This window comes from Neotabrizicola shimadae, assembly GCF_019623905.1.
Taxonomy (GTDB): Bacteria; Pseudomonadota; Alphaproteobacteria; order Rhodobacterales; family Rhodobacteraceae; genus Neotabrizicola; species Neotabrizicola shimadae.
Map to the genome: position 1 here is coordinate 3,917,053 of NZ_CP069370.1, position 22,571 is coordinate 3,939,623.

Annotated in this window: 24 protein-coding genes; 11 read left to right on the plus strand and 13 right to left on the minus strand. The window is 69.1% G+C overall.

Annotated elements, in window-relative coordinates; all coding sequences use genetic code 11:
* The first annotated feature begins 83 nt into the window (after positions 1-83).
* Positions 84-1,430: a TldD/PmbA family protein gene (locus JO391_RS19025; RefSeq protein ID WP_220661974.1), complete on the plus strand. Its 1,347-nt coding sequence runs from the start codon at positions 84-86 to the stop codon at positions 1,428-1,430.
* Positions 1,417-2,205 carry a 3'(2'),5'-bisphosphate nucleotidase CysQ gene (locus JO391_RS19030; protein ID WP_220661975.1) on the plus strand — a complete coding sequence of 263 codons (789 nt, stop codon included), beginning with the start codon at positions 1,417-1,419 and terminating at the stop codon, positions 2,203-2,205. The genes JO391_RS19025 and JO391_RS19030 overlap by 14 nt, the downstream gene beginning before the upstream one ends.
* Here JO391_RS19030 and JO391_RS19035 read toward each other — a convergent pair whose 3' ends face one another.
* Positions 2,206-4,593, minus strand: a complete 2,388-nt coding sequence (locus JO391_RS19035; RefSeq protein WP_220661976.1) for a DEAD/DEAH box helicase — start codon at positions 4,591-4,593, stop codon at positions 2,206-2,208.
* A 248-nt stretch (positions 4,594-4,841) separates the two neighbouring features.
* Between JO391_RS19035 and JO391_RS19040 the strand changes: the two genes are divergently transcribed.
* The 3 genes from JO391_RS19040 to lpxK are packed head-to-tail and all read left to right on the plus strand — an operon-like array spanning position 4,842 to position 7,263.
* Positions 4,842-5,087: a DUF4170 domain-containing protein gene (locus JO391_RS19040; protein WP_220661977.1), complete on the plus strand. Its 246-nt coding sequence runs from the start codon at positions 4,842-4,844 to the stop codon at positions 5,085-5,087.
* Positions 5,088-5,098: 11 nt separating this feature from the next.
* Positions 5,099-6,286 carry a 3-deoxy-D-manno-octulosonic acid transferase gene (locus JO391_RS19045; protein WP_220661978.1) on the plus strand — a complete coding sequence of 396 codons (1,188 nt, stop codon included), beginning with the start codon at positions 5,099-5,101 and terminating at the stop codon, positions 6,284-6,286.
* The gene (gene lpxK, locus JO391_RS19050; protein ID WP_220661979.1) at positions 6,286-7,263 is read left to right on the plus strand and encodes a tetraacyldisaccharide 4'-kinase; all 978 of its coding nucleotides are present in this window, start codon (positions 6,286-6,288) and stop codon (positions 7,261-7,263) included. The genes JO391_RS19045 and lpxK overlap by 1 nt, the downstream gene beginning before the upstream one ends.
* 123 nt (positions 7,264-7,386) lie before the next feature.
* Here the strand turns inward: lpxK and JO391_RS19055 are convergent, their stop codons facing one another.
* Together JO391_RS19055 and JO391_RS19060 are read right to left on the minus strand one after the other, a co-directional pair.
* Complete coding sequence (locus JO391_RS19055; protein WP_259444756.1) at positions 7,387-8,535, minus strand: alkane 1-monooxygenase; 1,149 nt, start codon at positions 8,533-8,535, stop codon at positions 7,387-7,389.
* A 34-nt stretch (positions 8,536-8,569) separates the two neighbouring features.
* The gene (locus tag JO391_RS19060) at positions 8,570-9,622 is read right to left on the minus strand and encodes an A/G-specific adenine glycosylase (protein WP_220661981.1); all 1,053 of its coding nucleotides are present in this window, start codon (positions 9,620-9,622) and stop codon (positions 8,570-8,572) included.
* Positions 9,623-9,717: 95 nt separating this feature from the next.
* Between JO391_RS19060 and JO391_RS19065 the strand changes: the two genes are divergently transcribed.
* Genes JO391_RS19065 through JO391_RS19075 form a run of 3 tightly spaced genes read left to right on the plus strand, consistent with a single transcriptional unit; the run spans position 9,718 to position 11,997 of the window.
* Positions 9,718-10,236, plus strand: a complete 519-nt coding sequence (locus JO391_RS19065) for a DUF721 domain-containing protein (RefSeq protein ID WP_220661982.1) — start codon at positions 9,718-9,720, stop codon at positions 10,234-10,236.
* Between the two features lie 20 nt (positions 10,237-10,256).
* Entirely contained in the window at positions 10,257-10,883 is a 627-nt protein-coding gene (locus JO391_RS19070; RefSeq protein WP_220661983.1) for a DsbA family protein, read from the plus strand.
* Between the two features lies 1 nt (position 10,884).
* Positions 10,885-11,997 carry a CaiB/BaiF CoA transferase family protein gene (locus tag JO391_RS19075; protein WP_220661984.1) on the plus strand — a complete coding sequence of 371 codons (1,113 nt, stop codon included), beginning with the start codon at positions 10,885-10,887 and terminating at the stop codon, positions 11,995-11,997.
* A 68-nt stretch (positions 11,998-12,065) separates the two neighbouring features.
* Here JO391_RS19075 and JO391_RS19080 read toward each other — a convergent pair whose 3' ends face one another.
* Positions 12,066-12,767 (minus strand): winged helix-turn-helix domain-containing protein, encoded by a 702-nt coding sequence (locus JO391_RS19080; RefSeq protein WP_220661985.1) that lies wholly within the window; start codon positions 12,765-12,767, stop codon positions 12,066-12,068.
* Positions 12,739-13,017, minus strand: a complete 279-nt coding sequence (locus JO391_RS19085) for a hypothetical protein (protein WP_220661986.1) — start codon at positions 13,015-13,017, stop codon at positions 12,739-12,741. Before JO391_RS19085 ends, JO391_RS19080 begins: the two co-directional genes overlap by 29 nt.
* A gap of 194 nt (positions 13,018-13,211) precedes the next feature.
* Between JO391_RS19085 and JO391_RS19090 the strand changes: the two genes are divergently transcribed.
* A complete protein-coding gene (locus JO391_RS19090; RefSeq protein WP_220661987.1) occupies positions 13,212-13,673 on the plus strand; it encodes a hypothetical protein in 462 nt (153 codons plus the stop codon).
* Between the two features lie 107 nt (positions 13,674-13,780).
* On the opposite strand, the gene JO391_RS19095 is transcribed toward JO391_RS19090, so the two are convergent.
* From JO391_RS19095 to JO391_RS19110, 4 genes are read right to left on the minus strand one after another with little or no spacing between them, the layout of a single operon-like run.
* On the minus strand, positions 13,781-14,473 hold the full coding sequence (locus tag JO391_RS19095; RefSeq protein WP_220661988.1) for a glycosyltransferase family 2 protein: 693 nt from the start codon (positions 14,471-14,473) through the stop codon (positions 13,781-13,783).
* Positions 14,470-15,045, minus strand: a complete 576-nt coding sequence (locus tag JO391_RS19100; RefSeq protein WP_220661989.1) for a DedA family protein — start codon at positions 15,043-15,045, stop codon at positions 14,470-14,472. The genes JO391_RS19095 and JO391_RS19100 overlap by 4 nt, the downstream gene beginning before the upstream one ends.
* A 3-nt stretch (positions 15,046-15,048) precedes the next feature.
* Positions 15,049-16,134 (minus strand): ceramide glucosyltransferase, encoded by a 1,086-nt coding sequence (locus JO391_RS19105; RefSeq protein ID WP_259444757.1) that lies wholly within the window; start codon positions 16,132-16,134, stop codon positions 15,049-15,051.
* Entirely contained in the window at positions 16,131-16,955 is an 825-nt protein-coding gene (locus tag JO391_RS19110) for a UDP-2,3-diacylglucosamine diphosphatase (protein ID WP_220661990.1), read from the minus strand. The genes JO391_RS19105 and JO391_RS19110 overlap by 4 nt, the downstream gene beginning before the upstream one ends.
* Positions 16,956-17,067: 112 nt before the next feature.
* Between JO391_RS19110 and rnhB the strand changes: the two genes are divergently transcribed.
* Positions 17,068-17,694 carry a ribonuclease HII gene (rnhB, locus tag JO391_RS19115; protein ID WP_220661991.1) on the plus strand — a complete coding sequence of 209 codons (627 nt, stop codon included), beginning with the start codon at positions 17,068-17,070 and terminating at the stop codon, positions 17,692-17,694.
* Positions 17,695-17,792: 98 nt separating this feature from the next.
* Positions 17,793-18,905, plus strand: a complete 1,113-nt coding sequence (locus JO391_RS19120) for a site-specific DNA-methyltransferase (RefSeq protein WP_220661992.1) — start codon at positions 17,793-17,795, stop codon at positions 18,903-18,905.
* Positions 18,906-19,137: 232 nt separating this feature from the next.
* On the opposite strand, the gene JO391_RS19125 is transcribed toward JO391_RS19120, so the two are convergent.
* The 4 genes from JO391_RS19125 to acuI all read right to left on the minus strand — a co-directional run bounded on the left by JO391_RS19125 (position 19,138) and on the right by acuI (position 22,547).
* Positions 19,138-19,767 (minus strand): TetR/AcrR family transcriptional regulator, encoded by a 630-nt coding sequence (locus tag JO391_RS19125; protein WP_220661993.1) that lies wholly within the window; start codon positions 19,765-19,767, stop codon positions 19,138-19,140.
* Positions 19,768-19,908: 141 nt separating this feature from the next.
* Positions 19,909-20,430, minus strand: a complete 522-nt coding sequence (locus JO391_RS19130) for a hypothetical protein (RefSeq protein WP_220661994.1) — start codon at positions 20,428-20,430, stop codon at positions 19,909-19,911.
* 489 nt (positions 20,431-20,919) lie between these two features.
* Positions 20,920-21,555 (minus strand): dimethylsulfonioproprionate lyase family protein, encoded by a 636-nt coding sequence (locus JO391_RS19135; RefSeq protein WP_220661995.1) that lies wholly within the window; start codon positions 21,553-21,555, stop codon positions 20,920-20,922.
* Positions 21,555-22,547 (minus strand): acrylyl-CoA reductase (NADPH), encoded by a 993-nt coding sequence (acuI, locus tag JO391_RS19140; protein ID WP_220661996.1) that lies wholly within the window; start codon positions 22,545-22,547, stop codon positions 21,555-21,557. Before acuI ends, JO391_RS19135 begins: the two co-directional genes overlap by 1 nt.
* Between the last annotated feature and the right edge of the window lie 24 nt (positions 22,548-22,571).

Here is a 22,571-nt window from a genome sequence, read left to right on the forward strand (position 1 = left end):
CCAGGGCGGGGCCTTTCCGTTTCTTTGGCTTGCGCAGGGGCGAGGGGCAGCTTACCTCCACCCGCATCACGAGGAGGTGCCCCATGACCACGCCCCGGCTTGAAGAGCTTGCGGACCGGCTTCTGAAGGCGGCGACGGCCGCCGGGGCCGGTGCGGCCGATGCGCTGGTGGTGGATGGCGCTTCGCTGTCCATCGACATCCGCGCGGGCAAGCTGGAGCAGGCGGAGCGGTCGGAGGGGATCGAGATCGGGTTGCGGGTGCTGGTCGGCGGCCGGCAGGCCTGCGTCTCGGCCTCTGACATCTCGGACCGCACGATCACCACGCTGGCGGAGCGCGCCGTCGCCATGGCGCGCGAGGCGCCGGAAGACCCCTATGCCGGGCTGGCCGACGCGGACCTGATCGCGCGGGACTGGGATCTGGCGGACTATGATCTGGCGGATCCCGCGCCCGAGCCGGGTGCGGCGGCGCTGGAGCGGGATGCCCGCGCGGCCGAGGCGGCGGCGATGGCGGGCGGGGACATCACCCAGGTCGAGGCGAGCGCCGGCTATTCGCGGCGCCGGATGCACCTGGCGGCGACGAACGGGTTTTCGGGCGGGTACGAGCGGACGTCGCGTTCGGTTTCGGCGGTGGCCTTCACCGGCCAGGGCACAGGGATGGAGCGGGACTGGGCCGGGGAAAGCCGCATCTACCAGTCGGACCTGCCTTCGGCGGACGAGGTTGGTGCGCTGGCGGCGGAACGCGCGTTGTCGCGGCGGGGTGCGGTCAAGCCGGTGACGGGCAGCTTTCCGGTGCTGTTCGACGAACGCATCGCGTCCTCGCTGATCGGGCACCTTCTTTCGGCGGTGAACGGGCAGTCGGTGGCGCGCGGGTCAAGCTGGCTGCGCGATGCGCTTGGCCAGCAGGTGTTGCCGGCGGGGCTGTCGGTGATCGAGGATCCGCACCGCCCCCGCATCGGCGGCTCGCGCCCGTTTGACGGGGAGGGGCTGCCGACGCGCGGCCGCGCCATCGTGGAGGCCGGTGTGCTGACGGGCTGGACGCTGGATCTGGCGACGGGGCGCAAGCTGGGCATGGCATCGACCGCCAATGCCTCGCGCGGGACCACGGCGCCGCCCACGCCGTCGAATGCCAACATCGACCTGACGCCGGGCACGGCCAACCGCGCCGACCTGATCCGCGACATGGGGACCGGGCTTCTGGTGACATCGCTGATCGGGTCCACCATCAACCCGACGACCGGGGACTATTCGCGCGGGGCTTCCGGTTTCTGGGTGCAGGATGGCGTGATCAGCCATCCGGTGAACGAATGCACCATCGCCGGCAACCTGCGCGACATGCTGATGCGGATCATCCCGGCCAATGACGCGCGGGCGCATCTTTCGGTGCGCGTGCCGAGCCTTCTGGTCGAGGGGATGACGCTTGCCGGCGCCTGACCTTGCGCTTCTGACCGAGGCGGCACGGGCGGCGGGCGAGATCGCGCTGACCTGGTGGAAGCGCGATCCGCAAGTCTGGGACAAGGGCGGCACCGCCGGGCCGGTGACCGAGGCCGACCTTGCGGTGAACGCGATGCTGGAGACGCGGTTGCGCGCGGCGCGGCCGGATTACGGCTGGCTGTCCGAGGAAACCGCCGACGATCTGGCGCGGCTGGATTGCGAACGGGTGTTCATCATCGACCCGATCGACGGCACGCGCGGCTTCATCGCGGGCGAGCCGCATTTCGCCCATGCCCTTGCCGTGGCCGAGCGGGGCCGCGTGGTGGCGGGCGTGGTGTTCCTGCCGGCGCTTGGCAGGCTGTATTCGGCCGAGGCCGGGGGGCCGGCACTGTGCGACGGGCAGCCCATCCGCGCCAGCGCACGCGCCGAGATGGACGGTGCGACCGTGCTGACCACGGCACCCAACATGGTGCCGGATCACTGGCCCGGCGGCGTGCCGGATCTGAAGCGCAGTTTCCGCGCCTCGCTGGCCTGGCGTCTGTGTCTGGTGGCCGAGGGCCGGCACGACACGCTGATCAGCTTTCGCGATTGCTGGGAGTGGGACATCGCCGCCGGGGCGCTGATCGCCGAGCGCGCCGGGGCGGTGGTGTCAGACGGTCGGGGAGAGGCGCTGCGCTTCAACCGTCCTGTGCCGCAATCGGCCGGGCTGATGGTGGGGCCGCCCGGCCTGCATGGCGATCTTCTTGTGCGGCGCCTTGGGACCGGCGCCGCCTGATCACGCCTTGGGCTTCTTTGGCGGCACGAACCGCTTGGAGGTGTCGCGCGCATCGGTCTTTGGCGCGGCAGGCTTGCGGGACGGCACGTCAGAGCCGCCGGGCTTGGCCGATTTCGAGCCGTGCGACTTGAACCCGGTCGATTTGGCCGCGCCGCCATGGGACTTGAAGCCCGCCGATTTCGGCGCGCCCTTCGCGGGCTTGTCGCCCCAGGACTTGCCCGCCGGCTTGTCGCTGTGGGACTTGAACCCCTCGGAACGGGCGAGGCGCTTGTCGCCTTCGGGGCGGTCGCCATCCTTCCAGCGCGGCTTGCGCGGGGCATCGCCGTCCTGGGTCGGTCGCGGGGTGTAGGGCTTGCGCGGCGCGTCGTCGGACCGGGCGCCATAGCTCTTGCGCGGGGCATCGTCCGAGCGGGCGGCATAGGGTTTGCGCGGGGCGTCGTCGTCCTTTGGACGGGGCGTCCAGGGCTTGCGCTCGCCGCCTTCTTCCCGTGCGGGACGCGGAGCGTAGGGCTTGCGCGGCGCGTCACCGTCGTCCCGCTTGGGGCGCGGCGCGTAGGGTTTGCGCTCGCCGTCTTCGCGCGGCGTGTAGGAGCGGCGTTCGCCGTCATCGTCGCGCTTGGGGCGGGGGGCGTAGGGCTTGCGACCTTCGCCATCCTCTTCGCGCAGCGGGCGCGGCGTGTAGGTCTTGCGTTCGGTCCGCTCGCTTGCCCCTTCGGCCGCACGCGGGCGGTATTCGCCCTCTTCGCGCGGCGGGCGGGGCGTGTATTTCGACGGCGCACGCGGGGCGCCGCGGGCGGGGCCGAAATCGGGCTCGCCGGCCAGGCGGGTCATGGTCAGGCCCGTGTCGATGTCGGTCGTCTCGCCGAAGCGGCCGGCGAGGGGGGCAGAGATCTGCACGAAGCTGCGGTCCTGCTGGACGCGGATGGCGCCGATGCCATCCTTGGCGATGCCGCCGGCATCGCAGATTTTCGGCAGAAGCCAGCGCGCTTCGGCCCGGCCGGTGTGACCGACGTTCAGCTCGTACCAGACGGCCTCGCCGAATTCGCCGCGCGGGCGGGGGGCGGCGGGCGCGGCGGGGGTCGAGACCTCGCCGATTTCCTCGGGCGCGGAGCGGCCCGCGCGCCACATGCGCACGAAGGCGCCGGCCAGCGTCTCGGCGCCGAAGCGCTCGATCAGCTTCGCGTTCAGTTCCAGTTCTTCGCCCGGACCTTCGGCCAGGGCCGGGTCTTCCATCATGCGGACCTCGTCGCGCGCCAGCACGTCATCGGCCGAGGGCGGCGCGCCCCATTCTGCAACGACCTTTGCGCCCTGCAGCAGACGGTGTGCCTTCTTGAATTCGGCCGGGGTGACGACCAGCGCCGACACGCCCTTGGACCCGGCGCGGCCGGTGCGGCCCGAGCGGTGGAGCAGGGTTTCGGACGAGCCGGGCAGATCGGCGTGGATCACCAGTTCCAGGCCCGGCAGGTCGATGCCGCGGGCGGCCACGTCAGTGGCGATGCAGACCCGTGCGCGCCCGTCGCGCAGCGCCTGCAGCGCGTGGCTGCGTTCGGCCTGGCTGAGTTCGCCCGACAGCGCCACGACCTGGAAGCCGCGGTTGCCCATGCGGGCGAAGAGGTGGTTCACATTGGCCCGCGTCTTGGCGAAGACGATGGCGGTGCGTGCCTCGTGAAAGCGCAGGATGTTGAAGATCGCGTGTTCCTTGTCGCGCGGGGCGACGGAATAGGCGCGGTATTCGATGTCGACATGCTGGCGGGCCTCGCCCTGGGCCACCACGCGCAGCGCATCGGTCTGGAAGGTGGTTGCGAGTTCCGCGATCTCGGCCGGCACGGTGGCAGAGAACATCAGCGTGCGCTTGCCCTCGGGCATGGCCGACAGGATGAACTCCAGATCCTCGCGGAAGCCGAGGTCCAGCATCTCGTCTGCCTCGTCCAGCACCACGGCGCGGATGGCCGACAGGTTCAGCGAGCCGCGCTCGATATGGTCGCGGAGCCGCCCTGGGGTGCCCACGACGATATGCGCGCCGCGTTCCAGCGTGCGGCGTTCGTTGCGGAAGTCCATGCCGCCGACGCAGGAGGCGATGGTGGCGCCGGCATCGGCGTAGAGCCATTCGAATTCGCGCCGCACCTGAAGGGCGAGTTCGCGGGTGGGGGCGACGATCAGCGCCAGCGGTTCGGCGGCGAAGAGCAGGCGGTCGGTGCCGTCCATCACTTCGGGAGCGATGGCAAGGCCGAAGGCCACCGTCTTGCCCGACCCGGTCTGGGCTGAGACCAGAAGGTCGCGCCCGGCGGCTTCGGCAACGAGAACGGCCTCCTGCACCGAGGTGAGGGAGGAATAGCCTTTCGTGGCCAGCGCCGCGGCAAGGGCCGCGGGCAGCGAGTGTTCGGTCATGGAGCCTTTTGTCCAAGGGGCGGCGCTTTGGCCGCGGTGCCAGTGATGCGGCACCTGTTCCCTCGTCGCCCGGCCTCCTCGCCGTGGGCGACCGGAGGATTTTCCGGGCCGACCGGCGGTGCATAGAGGAAAAAACGGGCCGTGTATAGGCCCGCGTCATCTGCCGCTGCGGCAGGCCCCCTGCGCCGCTTGACCAAGGGCCGGCTTTGGCCCAAACCCTGCGCGACCCATCAGCGGAGAAGATCCACATGGCGCAGCGTCTGCACCTCGTCTTTGGCGGCGAACTGGTAGATCCGCAGAAGACCGCCTTCAAGGACGTGAAGGATATCCACATCGTCGGCATGTTCCCCGACTATGCCAGCGCCCATGCCGCCTGGAAGGCCGAGGCGCAGCGCACGGTGGACAATGCCCATATGCGGTATTTCATCGCCCATATCCACCGGCTGCGCGATGCCGAGCTGGCCGGATCGGCGACCGAGGAGATGGGCGACTGAGCCCAAGGGCCATGGCGCATTCGCTTGGCCTGAAGCTTTACACGCTTGCCAACCGCAGCAACGGGGCAGAGCCGGCAGAGCGCCCCTCGCGCCCGCCGGGCCGGTTGGTCTGGCTTCATGCGCCGGGGCCGGATGCGGCGCGCACCATGCTGGAACTGGCGCGGCGTCTGGTGGACGAGGACGCCGTGCCGGTGCTGTTGACTTGCCCGGCGCCGATTGCTCCGCACGAGGGCGTGCTGGTTCAGCCGCCGCCTGCCGATCATCCGGCCGAGGCGCGGGCCTTCCTGGATCATTGGCGCCCCGAGGTGGCGGTGTTCTCGGAGGGCGAGTTGCGGCCGGCGCTGATGGCGCTGGCCGAGGACCGGGCGCTGCCGATGCTGATGGCCGATGCGCGCGTGCCCCGGCTTCTGCGCCGGCGGGACGACTGGTATCCGGGCCTCATGCGGTCAACCCTCGCCGGGTTCCAGCGAGTGCTGGCGGTGGATGAAGAGGCTGCCCGCAGCTTCCGCAAGGCGGGGGCGCTGGCCGTGGCCGTGACCGGGCGGATGGAAGAGGAAAGCGCGGCGCTGCCCTGTTCGGAACCTGAACGGGCGGCGCTGGCGCGGCGGTTGTCCACGCGGCCGGTCTGGCTGGCGGTGGATGTGCCGGAGGCCGAGGAGGCGGCGGTGATCGCCGCGCACCGCTCGGTTCTGCTGCTGCTGCACCGGGCGCTTCTGATCCTCGTGCCGAAGGACCTCGCGCGCGCCGACGCGCTGGCTGCGGCGCTTGTGGCAGAGGGCTGGAGCGTGGCGCGCCGCAGTGCCGACGAAGAGCCGGATGGCGAGACCGAGGTGTTCCTTGCCGATGGCGGCGGGGAATACGGGCTGTGGTACCGGCTGGCGCCTGTGACCTTTTTGGGCGGCACGCTTCTGGGCGAGGGGTGCAGCCGTGATCCGCTGGAGGCGGCGGCGCTTGGTTCGGCGCTGATTTCGGGGCCGAAGCCGGGGGGTCATGCCGGGGCGCACCAGCGGCTGGCGCGGGCACGGGCGATCCGGGGGATCGGGTCGGTGGGGGAATTGTCCGACGCGGTGGGCGACCTGCTGGCGCCCGACCGGGCGGCGCGGCTGGCGCAGGCGGCCTGGGCCGCAAGCTCTGACGGGGCCGAGGCGACCGAGAAGGTGCTGGCCGAGATCCGCCGCGTGATGGACGGGGGCGGCTGATGCGGGCGCCGGGGTTCTGGTTCAAGCCGCCGGGCGCGTTGGCCTGGATGCTGTCACCGCTTGGGGCGGTCTATGCGGCGGCCACCGCGCGGCGGGTCGTGCGGGAGGGATACCGCGCCGGGGTGCCGGTGATCTGCGTGGGCAACCTGAATGCCGGGGGGACGGGCAAGACGCCCACGGCGATTGCCCTGATCGGGCGGTTGCAGGCGCGGGGGCGCAAGGTCTGGGTTGTGAGCCGCGGGCATGGCGGGCGGCTGGAGGGGCCGGTCGTGGTGGACCCCGCGCGGCACCGTGCCGCCGAGGTGGGGGATGAGCCCCTGCTGCTGGCGGCCTTTGCGCCGGTCGTGGTGGCGAAGGACCGGGCCGCGGGGGTGAAGCTGGCCGAGGCGCAGGGGGCGGGGGTGGTAATCCTGGACGACGGGTTCCAGAACCCCTCGGTCGAGAAGGCGGTCTCGGTCGTGGTGGTGGATGCCGCGAAGGGCTGGGGCAACGGGTTCTGCCTGCCGGCAGGGCCGCTGCGCGAGCCGGTGGCGGCCGGGCTGAAGCGGGCGGATCTGGTGCTGGCCATCGGGGGGGCGGAGGACCGGGCGGCGTTCCGGGCGCGGTGGCCGGGCCTGCCGGTGCCGCTGGCCGAGGCGGAGCTGAAGCCCCTGCGGATGGGAATGGACTGGGCGGGGGCAAGGGTGCTGGCCTTTGCCGGGATCGGGCACCCCGAGAAGTTCTTTGCCTCGCTGCGGGCCGAGGGGGCCGAGGTGGTGCGGGCGGAGGCGCTGGACGATCACCAGCCCCTGAGCGAGGCGCTGCTGCGACGGCTGGAGATCGAGGCCATGGGACTGGGGGCGCAGCTGGTCACGACCGAGAAGGATGCGGTCCGGTTGCCGGCGGCCTTCCGGCCGAAGGTGCTGACCCTGCCGGTTCGGCTGGAGGTGCTGGACTGGGCGGCCCTAGACGGGCTGCTGGACCGGGCCGGGGTGTGAGGCGTCCGAGCTCGGACGCTTGACCGATGTCAACGAGATCAACGGGTTACGCGGCCGGATTAACTTGGCGTTCATGATTGGCCGCGGGGACGAGTTTTCTGCGAAAACTCGTGCGCAGGTGGCTTAGTGCGCCGCCCTTGGCATCGGGTTCAGCGCCTTGTTGTAGGGCTTCCAGTCGGTGATGTCGGGGTAGAATTGGCGGCGCCAGGCGCGGACGTGGGGGTTCATGGTGCGGCGCCAGAGCGGCGGGATCATCGCGGCCAGGGTCATCAGCGGATAGCCATAGGGCAGTTGCGGCGCGTCGTCCTGGCCATAGGTCTGCAACAGCGGGAAGCGCCGGTCGGGCTTGTAATGGTGGTCGGAATGGCGCTGGAGGTTGATGAGCAGCCAGTTTGAGGCCCGGTGCGCCGCGTTCCAGGAATGGCGGGGCAGGACATGTTCGTACTTGCCTTCGCCCATGTGGCGGCGGGTCAGGCCGTAATGTTCGATATAGTTCACCAGCTCCAGCTGCCAGACGGCGACGCCGCCTTGCCAGAGGAACAGCAGAAGCCCGAGCCAGCCGCCAAGCGCGAGGGCCAGAACAACCATGGCCAGTTGCAGCGCCCAGTAGCGCCAGTAGGGGTTGGAGCGGTGCCACCAGGGCAGGCCGCGCCGGGCGAGCATGGCACATTCGGCCTTCCAGGCCGAGCGGCGGCACTGGACCAGCACGCGCGGGAAGAAGCGGTGGAAGCCTTCGTTGTAGCGCGCCGTCACCGGATCGCGCGGGGTGCCGACCCAGAGATGGTGCACGCGCAGATGCTCTGACCGGAAGTGCGAATAGAGCACACTGGCGAGCAGGAGGTCGCCGAGCCAGCGTTCAAGCGCCGATTTCTGGTGCATCAGCTCGTGCGCGTAGTTGATGCCGATGGTGCCGGAGATCACGCCCATGCCGAAGAACAGGGCGAACTTCTCGACCGTATCGAGGTGATCGGCGCGCGGGACGTACCAGAGGAGCCAGCCGAGCAGCAGGATTTGCAGCGGGAACCAGAGGATGGTGACGATGCGATACCAGAAGAGGCCGCTGTCGGGCGTGTCGAGTGCGGCATTGTCCTCGTTCAGGCCGGTGATCGCATCGAGCAGCGAGAAGAGGCCCCAGGAGGAGAGCGGCAAGAGCGCCAGCGTCCAGCCGCCGTTCAGCGCGGCGAGGATGGCGAGGGGGAACATGCCGAGCGACAGCCAGAAGGGCAGGGCACTGGCCAGGCGCGCGACGCGGGGGGCGGGGATCGTGGTCATCTTGGGCGCCATCCTGACCTGTCGCGGCAGGGGGTCAAGGGGACGGAACCGCGCGGGCGGCCAGATCGTGGGCCTTGCGCATCACCGTGGGCAGGCTGGCCGGGCGGAAGGCGGCGCGGGGCAGGAAGGCGCCGCGGTCGGGGGCGGCTTCCTGCGGGACATCGGCCAGGAGGATGCGCAGGATCAGGTGAAAATGCGTGAAGGTGTGACGCACTTCGCCGATGTCCTGCCAGTTTGCCGCCAGCGGTTCGGGGCCGCCTGCGCCATCCCAGCCGTCGCCGGGAAAGCCGGGCATCCCGCCCAGAAGGCCGCGGTCGGGCCGGGTTTCCACAAGCCAGGCGCCATCGGTGCGGCGGGCGAGCCAGAGCCGGCCCTGGCGCACCGGCTTTGCCGCCTTGGGCGCGCGGCGGGGCAGTTCGGCCTGGACGCCGGCGGCGCGGGCCGCGCAATCGCCCATCCAGGGGCAGATGCCGCAGGCCGGGCTGCGCGGGGTGCAGATGGTGGCGCCAAGGTCCATCACCGCCTGGGCATGATCGCCGGGGCGAAGCTGCGGCGTCAGGTCGGCGGCGCGGGCGGTCATCTCGGGCTTGGCGGCGGGAAGCGGCGTTTCGATGCGGAACAGGCGGGCCATGACCCGTTCGACGTTGCCGTCAACCACGGTGGCCGGTTCGTCCCAGGCGATGGCGGCGATGGCGGCGGCGGTGTAGGGGCCGATGCCGGGCAGCGACAGAAGCCCCTCGCGGCTGTCTGGGAACTGGCCGCCCCGGGCCGCCACGGCGCGCGCGCAGGCCAGAAGGTTGCGGGCACGGGCGTAATAGCCAAGCCCCGCCCATTCGGCCATGACTTCGGCATCGGGGGCGGCGGCCAGCGCCTGCACATCGGGCCAGCGGCCCGTGAAGCGGTGGAAGTAGTCCTTCACTGCGGCAACGGTGGTCTGCTGCAGCATGACCTCGGACAGCCAGACGCGGTAAGGATCGGGGCGGATGCCGGCGCGGCGGTCTTCCGGGCTGGTGCGCCAGGGCAGGACGCGGGCATTGACGTCGTACCAGGCGAGGAGGTCTGCCGAAAGCTGGCCCGCGTCACGCAATCTTTACGGCTCCTGCCCCGTTCCCCCACTGGCGCCGCTGGCCGTCGCCCGTCTAGAGTCGGACAAAGCATAGCGGCGCCCGAGCCAAGGACCAGATGGCGAAACCCCTCTTCACCGCTCCGACCCGACGTGAGCGCGGGTTTGAAGCCGCCGCCGGTCTGGTGAAGGACAGCCTGCGGCTGGCCGGCGAGAAGCGGGGATTTGCGCTGTCGCGGCTCTTGACCCAGTGGGAAGAGATTGTGGGGGCCGACCTGGCCCGCATCACCCGGCCGGTGAAGATGGGCTATGCGCAGGGCGGGTTCGGCGGCACGCTGGTCGTGCTGGTGAACGGGGCCCATGCGCCGATGGTGGAGATGCAGAAGGACCGGCTGCGCGAGCGGGTGAATGCCTGCTATGGCTACAATGCCGTGTCGCGTGTCAGTTTCACCCAGACTTCGGCGGATGGCTTCGCCGAGGGTCAGGCCGCCTTTGCCCCGGCGCCGCGGAAGAAGCCCGCGCCCGACCCCGAAGTGGTGGCGAAAGCCGCCGAGACCGCCGCGCCGGTGCAGGACGAGGGACTGCGCGCAGCCCTTGAAGTGCTGGCGCGAAACGTCCTATCCCGAGCCAAGACCTGAAAGGGCCAGAGAGGCATCCCATGACCAAGATTTCCCGCCGCACCGCCTTGACCGCCGCGCTGGCCGCAACGGTGGCCGCGCAGTTCCCCCTGGCCGCCGTGGCGCAGGATGCGCCGGCTGTCGAGGTGAAGGACTTCACGCTCGGTTCGGCCGATGCGAAGGTGAAGATCACCGAATATGCCTCGTTCACCTGCCCGCATTGCGCGCATTTCCATGCGACGAACTGGGCGAAGCTGAAGGCCGAATACATCGACACCGGCAAGGTGCAGTTCACCTACCGCGAGGTCTATTTCGACCGCTATGGCCTGTGGGCGGCGATGATCGCGCGCTGCGGCGGAGAGATGAAGTATTTCGGCATCTCGGACATGCTGTTCGACACCCAGGCGGAATGGACGGCCGGGGAAACCCCGCAGCAGGTGGTGGAAAACCTGAAGAAGATCGGCCGCACCGCCGGGCTGGACGATGCGCAGATGGATGCCTGCATGAAGGACAAGGCCACCGCCGAGGCGCTGGTGGCAATGTACCAGAAGAACTTCGAGGCCGATGGGGTGGAGGGCACGCCCACGCTGTTCATCAACGGCGCGAAATACGGCAACATGGGCTGGGACGAGTTGAAGGCTGCGATCGACGCGGAACTGGCGAAGTAACATGACGGCTCCTCTGGCTGGCGTGCGGGTGATCGAGCTTGCACGCATCCTTGCCGGGCCCTGGGCCGGCCAGACGCTTGCCGACCTGGGCGCCGAGGTGATCAAGGTCGAGGCGCCCGAGGGCGACGATACCCGCCGGTGGGGGCCTCCATTCATTGAACGCGAGGGTGACCGGTCGGCGGCCTATTTCCACGCGGCGAACCGGGGCAAGAAGTCGGTCACCTGCGATTTCCGCACGCCGGAGGGGCAGGCGGCGGTGCGCCGGCTGGTGGCCGATGCCGACGTGGTGATCGAGAACTTCAAGGTGGGCGGGCTGGCGAAGTACGGGCTGGACTGGGACTCGCTTCGCGCCGTTAACCCGCGGCTGGTCTATTGCTCGATCACCGGTTTTGGCCAGACCGGGCCCTATGCGCACCGGGCGGGCTATGACTTCATCATCCAGGGCATGGCCGGGCTGATGTCTGTCACCGGCGAGCCGGATGGCCAGCCGCAGAAGGTGGGCGTGGCGGTGACGGATGTGTTCACCGGGGTCTATGCCGCCACCGCGATCCTGGCGGCGCTGATCCAGCGCCAGACGACCGGGCGCGGCCAGATGATCGACATGGCCTTGATGGATGTGGCCGTGGCGACCATGGCGAACCAGGCGCTGAACTACCTGTCCACCGGCACAGCGCCGCGGAAGATGGGCAATGCGCATCCGAACCTGGCGCCCTATGCGGTGTTCGATTGCGCGGATGGCTGGATCATCCTGGCCACCGGCAACGACAGCCAGTACCGCAAGCTCTGTGGCATCCTGGGGCTGGAGGCGATGGCGACTGCGCCGGAGTTCCTGACCAATGCCGACCGTGTGGCCAACCGGGTGGAGATGACGCGGGCCCTGACCGAGGCGACGACGCGCATGACCAAGGCCGAATTGCTGGCGGCCTGCGAGGCCGAGGGCGTGCCGGCCGGGCCGATCAACGACCTGGCCGAGGTCTTTGCCGACCCGCAGGTGATCGCGCGGGGGATGCGGCTGGACTTCGACGGGGTGCCGGGGGTGCGGTCGCCCTTCACCTTTTCGGAGGCCGAACTGGCGCTGGATCGGCCGGCGCCGAAGCTGGGCGAGCACGACTGAGGGCACAAGGCACCACCCTCCCCCAACCCCTCCCCACGAGGGGGAGGGGAGGAGCGCCGGGGCGAGGGTTACACCATGCGGATCACGTCGCGCGGCACAGCGAGGACATAGCCGCGCCGCGCGATGGTCTTGACCAGAAGTTCCGAGACAAGCTGGTTGCCGAGCGCGTCGCGCAGGCGCTTGACGCGGGTGGCGCCGGCGGCCTCGTCGCAGTCGGCGGCATCGCGGCCGGAGATGACGGCCTCGATCTGGGCGCCGGTCAGAACGTCGTCGTCCATCCGCGCCTCGGCCAGGACCGCGAGGGTTTCCAGCGCGGCCTCGGTCAACTGGAACTCCAGATCGTTGATATAGACCGCCCGGCCTTCGCGGCTGATCATGAGGCTGGCCACCTGGATGCCCGACCGCTGGATCGCCGAGATGCGGCGGTTCAGCGCCACGATGGTGATGAGGAACACGAGCGAGGCCACCATGAGGGCAGTGGCGAACAGCAGAAGCACGAAGATCACCGTGCGATAGCTGGCCAGCACATCCGAGAAGGAGGTGCCGGACTGGGCGAGAATCTCCAGAAGCTTGATCTCGGCATTGGTGGTCAGGTCGTTCTCGATGAACAGACGTTCCACCTTGGCGTTGAAGGCATTGGCGTCGGGCAGGTTCGAGAACAGGAAGACCGCCGCCGCGGCGAGAATCGCCACGATGGCCAGAACCCCGCCGGCTACCACGCCCTTGCCGGTTTTCAGCGCCTCAGTAGCGGAGGAAAAATTCGCCCGCACGGTCCTTCCTTTCCGCCAGTCCTTCCGGGCCGAACACGCCCATCACATCCAGGAGTGTCCATCCCCCGGCTTGCAGGCGGGGTGCAAGCTCGTTCTTCGCGGCGCCCGGATCGCAGGCGGAATCCGGCACCTGAGCCACGCCATAGGCCAGGCGGAGCGGATCGTCCTGCTTGGCCTTGTAGTCGGCGTAGCACTCGGCCGCGGCGGGGCTGGCAAGCGTGAGGATGAAGGCGATCAGCGGCAGGCGCATCGGCGCGGTCCTTCTGGCGGGATGCATGATCCTTGCCGGGAGCGCGCGGGATATTCAATAACCCAAGGCCCGGACGGGGCCTGCTATCGGATAGCAGGGCGGTGTTATTGCCCGATTTCGGGGGATCGGGGTCTGGTCGGGCATCCCGCAGCGCATTGGTCGCGGGTCCCGCAACCGGAAGAAGGAAATCCCCCATGTCCCGTGACCCGCATGTCCTGTTCGCCTCGCCCACACTGGCCGAAACGGCCTATGTCACCTGTCGCGATGTCTCGCGGCAGATTCCGGTGGAAGGCTATGGCCCCGCGCGCCGGGTGCTGGCGGGAATCGTTGCGGTGGCGCTGGCCATCGGCGCGGCGCTGCCGGTGCGGGCAGCGACCGACGATCTGGCGACCGGGCTGGCCGCGCTTGGTGCACTGGCGCTGATCGCGGGCGAGACAGAGGGCAATCCGCCGCCGCGGGTCGCGCCGCCGCCGGAGCGGGAGGTGCGGTTTCGGCAAGACCCCGGCCCGCGCGATGCCTGCCGGTACGAGATGGGGCCGCCGCATGAAAATGCCTGGGGCCACAGGGCCAAGCACGGCTGCGCGCCGGCACCGGGGCACAGGGACGGCCATCCGGTCAGGCATGGCAAGGGCCACGGCAAGGGCCACGGGCACTGACGGAACTGGCGGGAGAGGGGCGGCCGGATTGTCCCCCGGTTGCCTGATCCTGCTCGGGGGCGGGCCGACGGGCAGGGCCCGCCCCCCTTTTGTTCGGCCAGGCAGAGTCAGGCCGCGACGCGCATCCGCCGCATGGCGGCGATCTGGTGCAGCGCCTCGGCGGGCGAGACGGTTCGGAAGATGTCGCGCATCATGCGGGCATCGGATTTCAACCCCTCGGCAAGGCCCTGCTTGGCGGCCTTCAGCGGGCTGGAGACTCCCGGCCAGGGCACCACGGCGAGCGACAGGCCCTGTTCGATCCAGTGCCGGTTCATCGCGACCTCGATCCCGAAGCCGGGCAGGCGGGTGAGCTCGTCGAGGTCGGCGGGCAGGTGCTGGCGGGCCATGACCCTTTCGCCCGAGATGTAATCCAGCCCGATGCGCTGCCACAGGCGCGGGGCATTGCCGCGCAGTGAGAGAGAGACATCGGCCTGGCCGTAGCGCACCGGGCGGGCCAGGGAGGTGAGGTCGCCGGGTGTGAGGCCGGTCAGATCGGCATCGAGGAACATCAGATGTGAGAAGCGCGCTGCGGCGATGCCCGACAGAAGGGCCCGCGTCTTGCCGCCGTTCTGCGGCTGGCGGATGACCGTGACGCCGGCAATGCGCGCGGCGACCTCGGCCGTGCCATCGGTGGAGCCGTCGTCCACGACAAGCACTTCGTCCACCGCGGCGTGGCCGGCGGCGACCGACAGGACGGCGCCGATGCGCGCCGCCTCGTTCCAGGCGGGAACCACGACCGAAAGCCCTGTCCAGTGCGTCATTCGGCGGGCATCCCGGCGCTGCGCGTCATGCGGTAAAGCGCAAAGGCAAAGCCGCCCAGCAAGAGGATCGCCGCCCAGAACAGCGCGTTTTCCACATCGGGCAGGGCCGCACCAAAGAGCCAACCGATGAGGAAGAAGACGGCGGTCTTGGGGATGGTGGCGAGGAGGTTCCACCACAGGAAGGGCAGAACCGGCATCCGCGCCGATCCAGCGGTGACAAGAACCAGCGCCCCGGCGGTGTGGGTGAGCTTGCCCAGGACCAGCGTGCGCGGGCCGTGGCGGCGGAAGTGTTCGGCCACCTGCGCCAGGCGGGCATCGGTCAGGCCAAGCCTGCGGCGCCAGCGTTCCGGCAGGCGGGCCACGCCGCGGCGGCCGATGAGGTAAAGGATGCTGTCGCCGATCAGGTCGGCGATGACCAGCGCGGCGATGGCGCCCCAGACGGGGATCAGGCCGAGTTTCGCGAGCCAACCCGCCACGATGGTGACGATCGGGCCTTCCACGATGGCCATGGGGACCAGAACCGGCAGGCCCTGCGCGCCGATGGCCGAGATGGTGGAGGCGACGTCAGCCATGGGTCATTCCGCCGGTCTGGCCGGGGCCATGTCATTGCCGCGCCAGGTGAAGCCGGGGCGGGCGAAGGTGGCGACCCAGATCGCGGGCAACATCAGGTCGCGGACCAGGCTGGCCGCCAGGTCGGCCGGACCCATGGGCCATCCGGCGCGCAATGCCAGCACGGCCTCGGCCGCGTACCACAGTCCAATGACGGCCAGCGCAGGCAGGATGCCCAAGGGCAGGACCATGAGAGCGGGCAGGAAGGGGCCGTTCAGCGGCTCGAGCAGGAAGAGCGCGGGGAAGCCGGCGCGGCGCACCCGGCTCCAGCGCAGCTGACGGTCCCAGACCGCGCGCCAGGACCGGCGGCCGATGGGTTGGGCGAAGGGGCGGGGCACGAGGCGGACCTTAAGGCCAAGGCTGCGGATCGCCTTGGTGGCGGCGACATCCTCGGCCAGTTCGCGGCCAAGCACGGCCAGGCCGCCAGCCTTGTTCAGGATGCGGCGGTTGAAGAACAGCGTCTTGCCCTGGGCGAAGCCCGCGTCCAGCGCGGCGGCGGCCAGTTGCACACGCGCCTGGTTGCCATTCAGCACTGCGGCTTCGACCCGGGCGGCCATGCCACGGGGCTGCCAGCCCCAGGCGGGCGAGGAGACAAGGCCGGTGCCCGGTGTCCAGGCGGCTGAAAGGGTGGCGAGGTAGTCGGGCGGCAGCATCAGGTTGCTGTCGGCCATGGCGATCCAGTCATGCGCCGCTCTGTCCCAGGCGCGGGCGACGTTGTTGAGCTTCGGATTGCCGCTGATGCGCTGTTCGCCGACCATCAGCCGTGCGTTCACCCGCGGGTGTTCGGCGATAAGGCGGCGGACCAGCGGCACGGCGGCATCGGATTCCGATGCGGCGCAGAACAGGATCTCGGCGGCGGGGGGAGACAGGCGGAAGCTGGAGCCAAGCGTCATCTCGTCAAACGGATCGACGCCGCAGACCGGGCGGATCAGCGTGATCTCGGGCGGCTGGCCCGTTGCGGGCAGGCGGCGGTTCAGCTGGATCATGCACAGCACCGCCGTGGCAAGGTGCAGCCCAAGAATCAGGAAGCCGATCACGGCAAGGACTGTCAAAGGACAGGCTCCAGTTCGTTCAGGCCTTCTTGCGGCGCCGGCAGGGGGGCGAAGGCCGGCACGGACACAAGGCGCAGGTGCCCCTCCACGTCTTCGGCAATGGCCGTCAGGCTGTCAACCCAGTCGCCGCAGTTCACATAGGTCAGCCCGTCGCGGTCGTGCAGTGCAGGCTTGTGGAAATGGCCGCAGATCACCCCGTCGTGCCCCTGGGCCTGGGCCAGCGCGATCAGCCGGCGTTCATGCGCGGCGCCCCAGGCAAGGCAGGCGTTCACGGCGGACAGGAGCCGCTCGATCAGGCTGCGGTGGTCGGCTGGCAGGTTGCGGCGCAGCCGCCGCAGCGCGGCGTCGATACCGCGGAGCGACCCGTCCAGGCGGGTGCCGATGCGGGTGGCCAGGTGGTGACGCAGGATGCGCGCATCGCAGGCGTCGCCATGCAGCACCAGGAAGCTGCGGCCGCGGGCGGTCCGGTGCACGGCTGTGTCAAGCGCCACGGCCCCGGCAAAGGGCGAGACCGTCTCCTTCAGCGCGGCGTCGTGGTTGCCGGCCAACAGCACCAGTTCCATGCCTTGAGCCATACGCTCGCGGATCAAGTCGATGATGCTGTCATGCAGCGCCGACCAGCGCGGCCGCAGCGGGTGCCAGACATCGAGGATGTCGCCAACCAAATAAAGGCGGTCGGCCGAGTTCTGGCGCAGGAAATCCAGCAGCCGGTCAGCCCGGCAGCCATGCGCCCCCAGATGAAGGTCTGACAGGAAAAGGGTCCGGTGGTGATACCGGATGTTGGGGAGGCTGGTCGTGTCGTCGGCAGGATGTTGAGTCATGCCCCTGTCCCTTTTGTGGCTGTCCCGCATTTATCCCCAGACCGGCACAGCTTCGTGACATACGGCGCGACAGAGGCTTTCCGTCGCATCCAACCCGCGTTATTCCATCAAGATGAGCAGTCGGTCCCCCGATTTCAATCACGAGTCCCGGCTGATGAGGCGCGGCATTCTGCGCGTCGCGGGGGTGGACGAGGTGGGGCGCGGCCCGCTTGCCGGCCCGGTGGTCGCCGCTGCCGTCATTCTTGACCCTGCGCGAATTCCGTCTGGCCTGGCGGATTCCAAGGTGCTCTCCGCGCCGAGGCGCGAGCGGTTGCACGACGAAGTCCGCGCCTGCGCCCTTGCCGTTTCAGTCGCCGAGGCATCGGTGGAGGAAATCGACCGGCTGAACATCCTTCACGCCAGCCTGCTGGCGATGCGGCGCGCGGTCGAGGCGCTGCCGGAGGTGGGTTTCGCCCTGGTGGATGGCAATCGTGTTCCGCCCGGCCTGCCCTGCCCGGGCGAGGCGGTGGTGAAGGGCGATGCGCTCTGCCTGTCGATTGCGGCGGCCTCAATCGTGGCCAAGGTCGTGCGCGACCGGCTCATGGTGGATTTGGCGCAACAGCACCCCGGCTATGGCTGGGAAGCGAATGCAGGCTACCCCACAAAGGTCCATCTGGATGCGCTTCTACATCTGGGTGTGACCCCTGTGCATAGGCGTTCGTTCGGCCCCGTCCACAAGATATTGTATCAAGGACTTTAATTAAGTCGTTGATTCAAAAAAGAAATTGACGCCGAATCGGGTCTTGCTCACACTTCCGTCAACTCCGGCACAGACCGGCGGCGACAGAGGCAAGCAATATGAAACGAACCGGCGAGGCGGCTCATCCGCCGCACCAGCTGCCGTTGAACCAGATCCTGGCGGGCGACTGCATCGAGGTGATGCGGTCCCTGCCCGAGGCATCTGTCGACCTGATCTTCGCCGACCCGCCCTACAATCTGCAGCTTCGGGGCGAGTTGCACCGGCCGGACAATTCCAAGGTCGATGCGGTGGACGACCACTGGGACCAGTTCGAGGGCTTTGCCGCCTATGACCGGTTCACCCGCGACTGGCTGGCGGCGGCGCGGCGGATCCTGAAGCCGAACGGCGCGATCTGGGTGATTGGCAGCTACCACAACATCTTCCGGGTGGGGGCCGCGCTGCAGGATGCGGGGTTCTGGGTTCTGAACGATGTGGTCTGGCGCAAGGCCAATCCGATGCCGAACTTCCGTGGCAAGCGGCTGACCAATGCGCATGAGACGCTGATCTGGGCCAGCAAGGCGGAAGCCTCGCGCTACACCTTCAACTACGAGGCGCTGAAGGCGCTGAACGACGGGGTGCAGATGCGGTCGGACTGGGTGATCCCGCTGTGCACCGGGCATGAGCGGCTGAAGGACGAGGCCGGCGACAAGGCGCATCCGACCCAGAAGCCCGAGGCGCTGCTGCACCGGGTGCTGGTGGCCACGACCAACCCCGGTGACGTGGTGCTGGACCCGTTCTTCGGGACGGGCACGACGGGGGCGGTGGCCAAGATGCTGGGCCGCGACTTCATCGGCATCGAGCGGGAGGAGGCCTATCGGCGGGCGGCGGCGGAGCGGATCGCCCGGGTGAGGAAGTTCGATACGGCGGGGCTGGCGGTCACGGGGTCGAAGCGGGCCGAGCCACGGGTGCCCTTTGGCACGGTGGTCGAGCGGGGGATGCTGAGGCCGGGCGAGGTGCTGATGTCGGCCAACGAGAGGCATACGGCGCGGGTCCGGGCGGACGGGACGCTGGTGGCGCCGGATGTCTCGGGCTCGATCCATCAGGTGGGGGCCGCGCTGGAGGGGGCGCCTTCGTGCAATGGCTGGACCTACTGGCACTTCAAGAGGGAGGGCCGGATGATCCCCATCGATATCCTGAGGCAGCAGATCCGGGCCGAGATGGACCCGCACTGAGCCGACGATCCAGACAAATCAGGGATGCCTGAGCCGCGGTCCGCCTGCGGCACACTCCCCGCCCTGTCTTCAGGGCGGGGCCTTTTCGTTGTGTGGCCTGGGGCGTGACTCGGGGCGTCCGAGCTCGGACGCTTTGGTGGGCCAAATGAAATCAAAGGGTTGTGCGGGCGCATTAACTCGGCGTTCACAAATCCGGCTTCTGCTCGCCAGCGTCGTCCGGGTTTGATCGGCGTCAGGCGGTGGCCGGAAGGCTGCCGCGCAGGTAGAGGCGCACGGCGCGGCGCACGGTGGATTCGGTTTCCATCGCGGTGCTTTTGCCGCAGTCGATGAAGCGGCGCTGCATCGCTCCGAAACCGAGCCAGAGCGACATCAGGTCTTCGGCCGACTGCACCGCATCGCCTTCGGCGATTTCGCCGCGCGCCATCGCTTCGGTCAGGAGCGAGGCGAGCAACTGGCGCACCCGTCCGGGGCCGGCGTCGAAGAAGCGTCGGGCCACGTCGCTGTTGCGATGGGCTTCAAGGCTGAGGGCGCGGTCGAGCGCCTGATGACAGGGTTCGCCCAGCATGTTCACGAGGGCCATGCCGAAGCGGACGAGCCGGTCTTCGAGATTGCCTTCGCCCCCGATTTCGGCGGTGAGTTCGTGGGAAAGCCGATCCGTCTCGCGCTTGACGATGGCTTCCAGGATGGCGGCCTTGTCGCCGAAATGGGCATATACCGTGACCTTCGAGACGCCAGAGGCCGCGGCGATGGCCTCGATCGGGGCGCCCTGGATGCCCTTTTCGGCGAAGAGATGCACGGCGGCGTCGAGGATGGCCTCGCGCTTCTCCAGGTCTTTCGGCCGGCCCGGCGATTTCACGGTCATGTCCGTCGCCTCGTTGCACCCCTTCGGGACTGCGGACAAGGCTAAGGACTCATGTTTGACGAAGCAAGTCATGGCATACCTCCAGACAGACCGAAGCCGGCCCCCGCAGGGGACCGGCCTGGGCTGTTCTTGCGGCAGGGATCAGTCCGAGATCGAGGACTGCATCAGCACCAGTTCCGACAGGGAGTAGTCGTCGGGGTTCACGCCGAGGGTCTTGGCGAGCTGGATCTTGCCCGGGTTGGCCGAGGCATCCGGCGTGTTGCGGTTGGCGTGCGACAGCCAGTATTCCACGCGGACCGCATCATTTTCCTTCTGCGCTTCGATCAGGCCGACCAGTTCCGCCTGGGTGTACTGACCAGGCTGCACGCCAGCGGCGCGGGCCAGTTGTTCCAGACCGACGCTGTCGGTGTTCTGGGCCGGGTTGGCGCGGTTGGCACCCGAGATGAAGTAGTTGGCGGTCCGGCTGTCGTTGTCGCGCTTGGCGTCGATGATCGCCTGAAGCTCGGCGGCGGTGTAGATGCCCGGCTGGACGCCGGCCGAAGCCGCGAGTTGCGCGTCATTCGAGGCGTTCGGGGCCGGGGCGGCACCGCTGGCGAAGGCAGCGCCGGACAGCAGGGCGGCGATCACGGCGGAGAGCACGATGGTCTTGGAGGAGGAGGTCATTTGCGTTCCCTTTCAAGGATATGCGTGTCTTCAGGACATGTCGGGGCTGGCCGGTACGAGGTTGGGGACCGGGGAGGCAGCCGTGACACGGTTTGGTTTCGGTTGGCGGGGGTGGGTCTTCGCGAGACCCACGCTCCCCCGTCAGGGCGTTGGGCTCGAAGGCTTCAGCATCTCATCTCGCTGGCTTCCCTTTCGGTTCGTCCATGACAGCCAAGATAGTGAACGGCACGGTTCAGTAAATGAGAAAATATACGCCGACGTTCAGAAATTGACTGTGAGGGGGACTTGAATAGCGTGAGGTCACTTCTAGCGGCTGAACGGGAGCGTTCAGTATCCTCCTGGTCGTTGCCAAATATTATGGTTTTGTGACAACGGGTTAGTCCGATACGGGCCGGGCAGGCCGGTTTCGCCATGACACACCGGACCATACGTCAACTGCATGGCCGGTCTGCATCAAGCGCATGACCTAAAGGCGGTTTTCGGGAGGTTTCAGTCGAGGACCATGCCCGGATTGCCGAGCTTTGCCGATTCTCCGACCCAGGCATAGGCCAGAAGGCAGGGTCCGTTGTGGCCCGTTGTGATGAAATGCCGGGTGCCAGGCGGGTTGAACACCAGCGAGCCGGGCTGTTCCACGCCACCATCGTTCTGCGCCCAGTGGCCTGCGACCGAAAGATAGCTTTCGAAGATGCCCTGGTGGGCATGGGGCGGGTAGAAGGTGCCGGGGGCGAAGAGGACGAAGCCGAGGATCAGGCCGTCGTCCTGCACCGGGCCGCGCGGGCCGAGGATTTCGCAGTAGCCGTAGCTGCGGGCGAGGTCTTCGGGCAGGGTGGTGTAGCCCCATTCCCAGGTAAGGCGACTGGCGACGGCGGCCAGCGCCCGCGAGACGGGCGCGGCGGGGCCGGTGCGCCCGGCGTGCAGTGCCGCCGGAAGCTGCGCCGTGACCGGCAGGGGTTCCGGCGGGCGGGGCAGGCAGGCGGGGTCACGCCCCTGCGCAGCGGCGAGCCGGGAGGTCACATCATCCAGATGGGCGCGGATGGCGGCGCTGCCGCCATCGGGGCTGGCGCCCCAGGCCTGCGCGAAGGCGGCCAGAAGGGCGGACCAGCCGGGATCCTGCGAAAGGCGCATCAGGCGAGGGCGGGGTTGACCGGGACGATGAGCCGGCCGCGCACCTCGTTCTTCAGGAACTTCGGCGCGGTGTCGATCACGTCGGCGAGCGGGACTTCCACGGCCATCGCTTCGAGTTTGGCAGGGTCGAGATCCCGGGCGAGGCGCGACCAGGCTTCCAGGCGTTCGGGTTTGGGGCACATCACGCTTTCCACCCCGGCCAGGGTGACGCCGCGCAGGATGAAGGGGGCGACGGTGGTGGGCAGGTCCATGCCGCCGGCCAGGCCGCAGGCGGCCACGGTGCCGCGGTAGCGCGTGGCGGCCAGCACATTGGCCAGCACCATGCCGCCCACGGCGTCGATGCCGCCGGCCCAGCGCTCGCGGGCGAGCGGGCGGCCCGGCGCGGTGAGTTCGGCGCGATCGACGATGCTGGCGGCGCCGAGGCTGGTGAGGTAGTCGGCCTCGGTCGCGCGGCCGGTGACAGCGGCGACGCTGTAGCCGAGTTTCGCCAGGAGCGCGACGGCGACGCTGCCCACGCCGCCCGAGGCGCCGGTAACGACGACTTCACCCTTCTCGGGCGTGACGCCGTGGCGTTCCAGCGCGAGGACGCAGAGCATGGCGGTGTAGCCTGCGGTGCCGATGGCCATGGCCTGCCGGGCGGTGAGGCCCTGGGGGAGCGGGATGAGCCAGTCGCCCTTGACGCGCGCCTTGCCACCAAGGCCGCCCCAGTGTTTCTCGCCCACGCCCCAGCCATTCAGGACCACGCGGTCGCCGGGCTTGAAGGCGGGGTTGTCGCTGGCCGAGACGGTGCCCGCGAAGTCGATGCCGGGGATCATCGGAAACTCGCGCACCACCGGCGAGGCGCCGGTGATGGCAAGCGCGTCCTTGTAGTTCAGCGTGGACCAGGCGACGTCTACCGTGACATCGCCTTCGGGCAGGCGGCTTTCATCGACGGCAGTGAGGCTGGCGGTCTGGCCGGTTTCGGCCTTTTCGATGAGGATGGCGTCGAACATCGGGATCTCCTGTCTTGGCGCGGG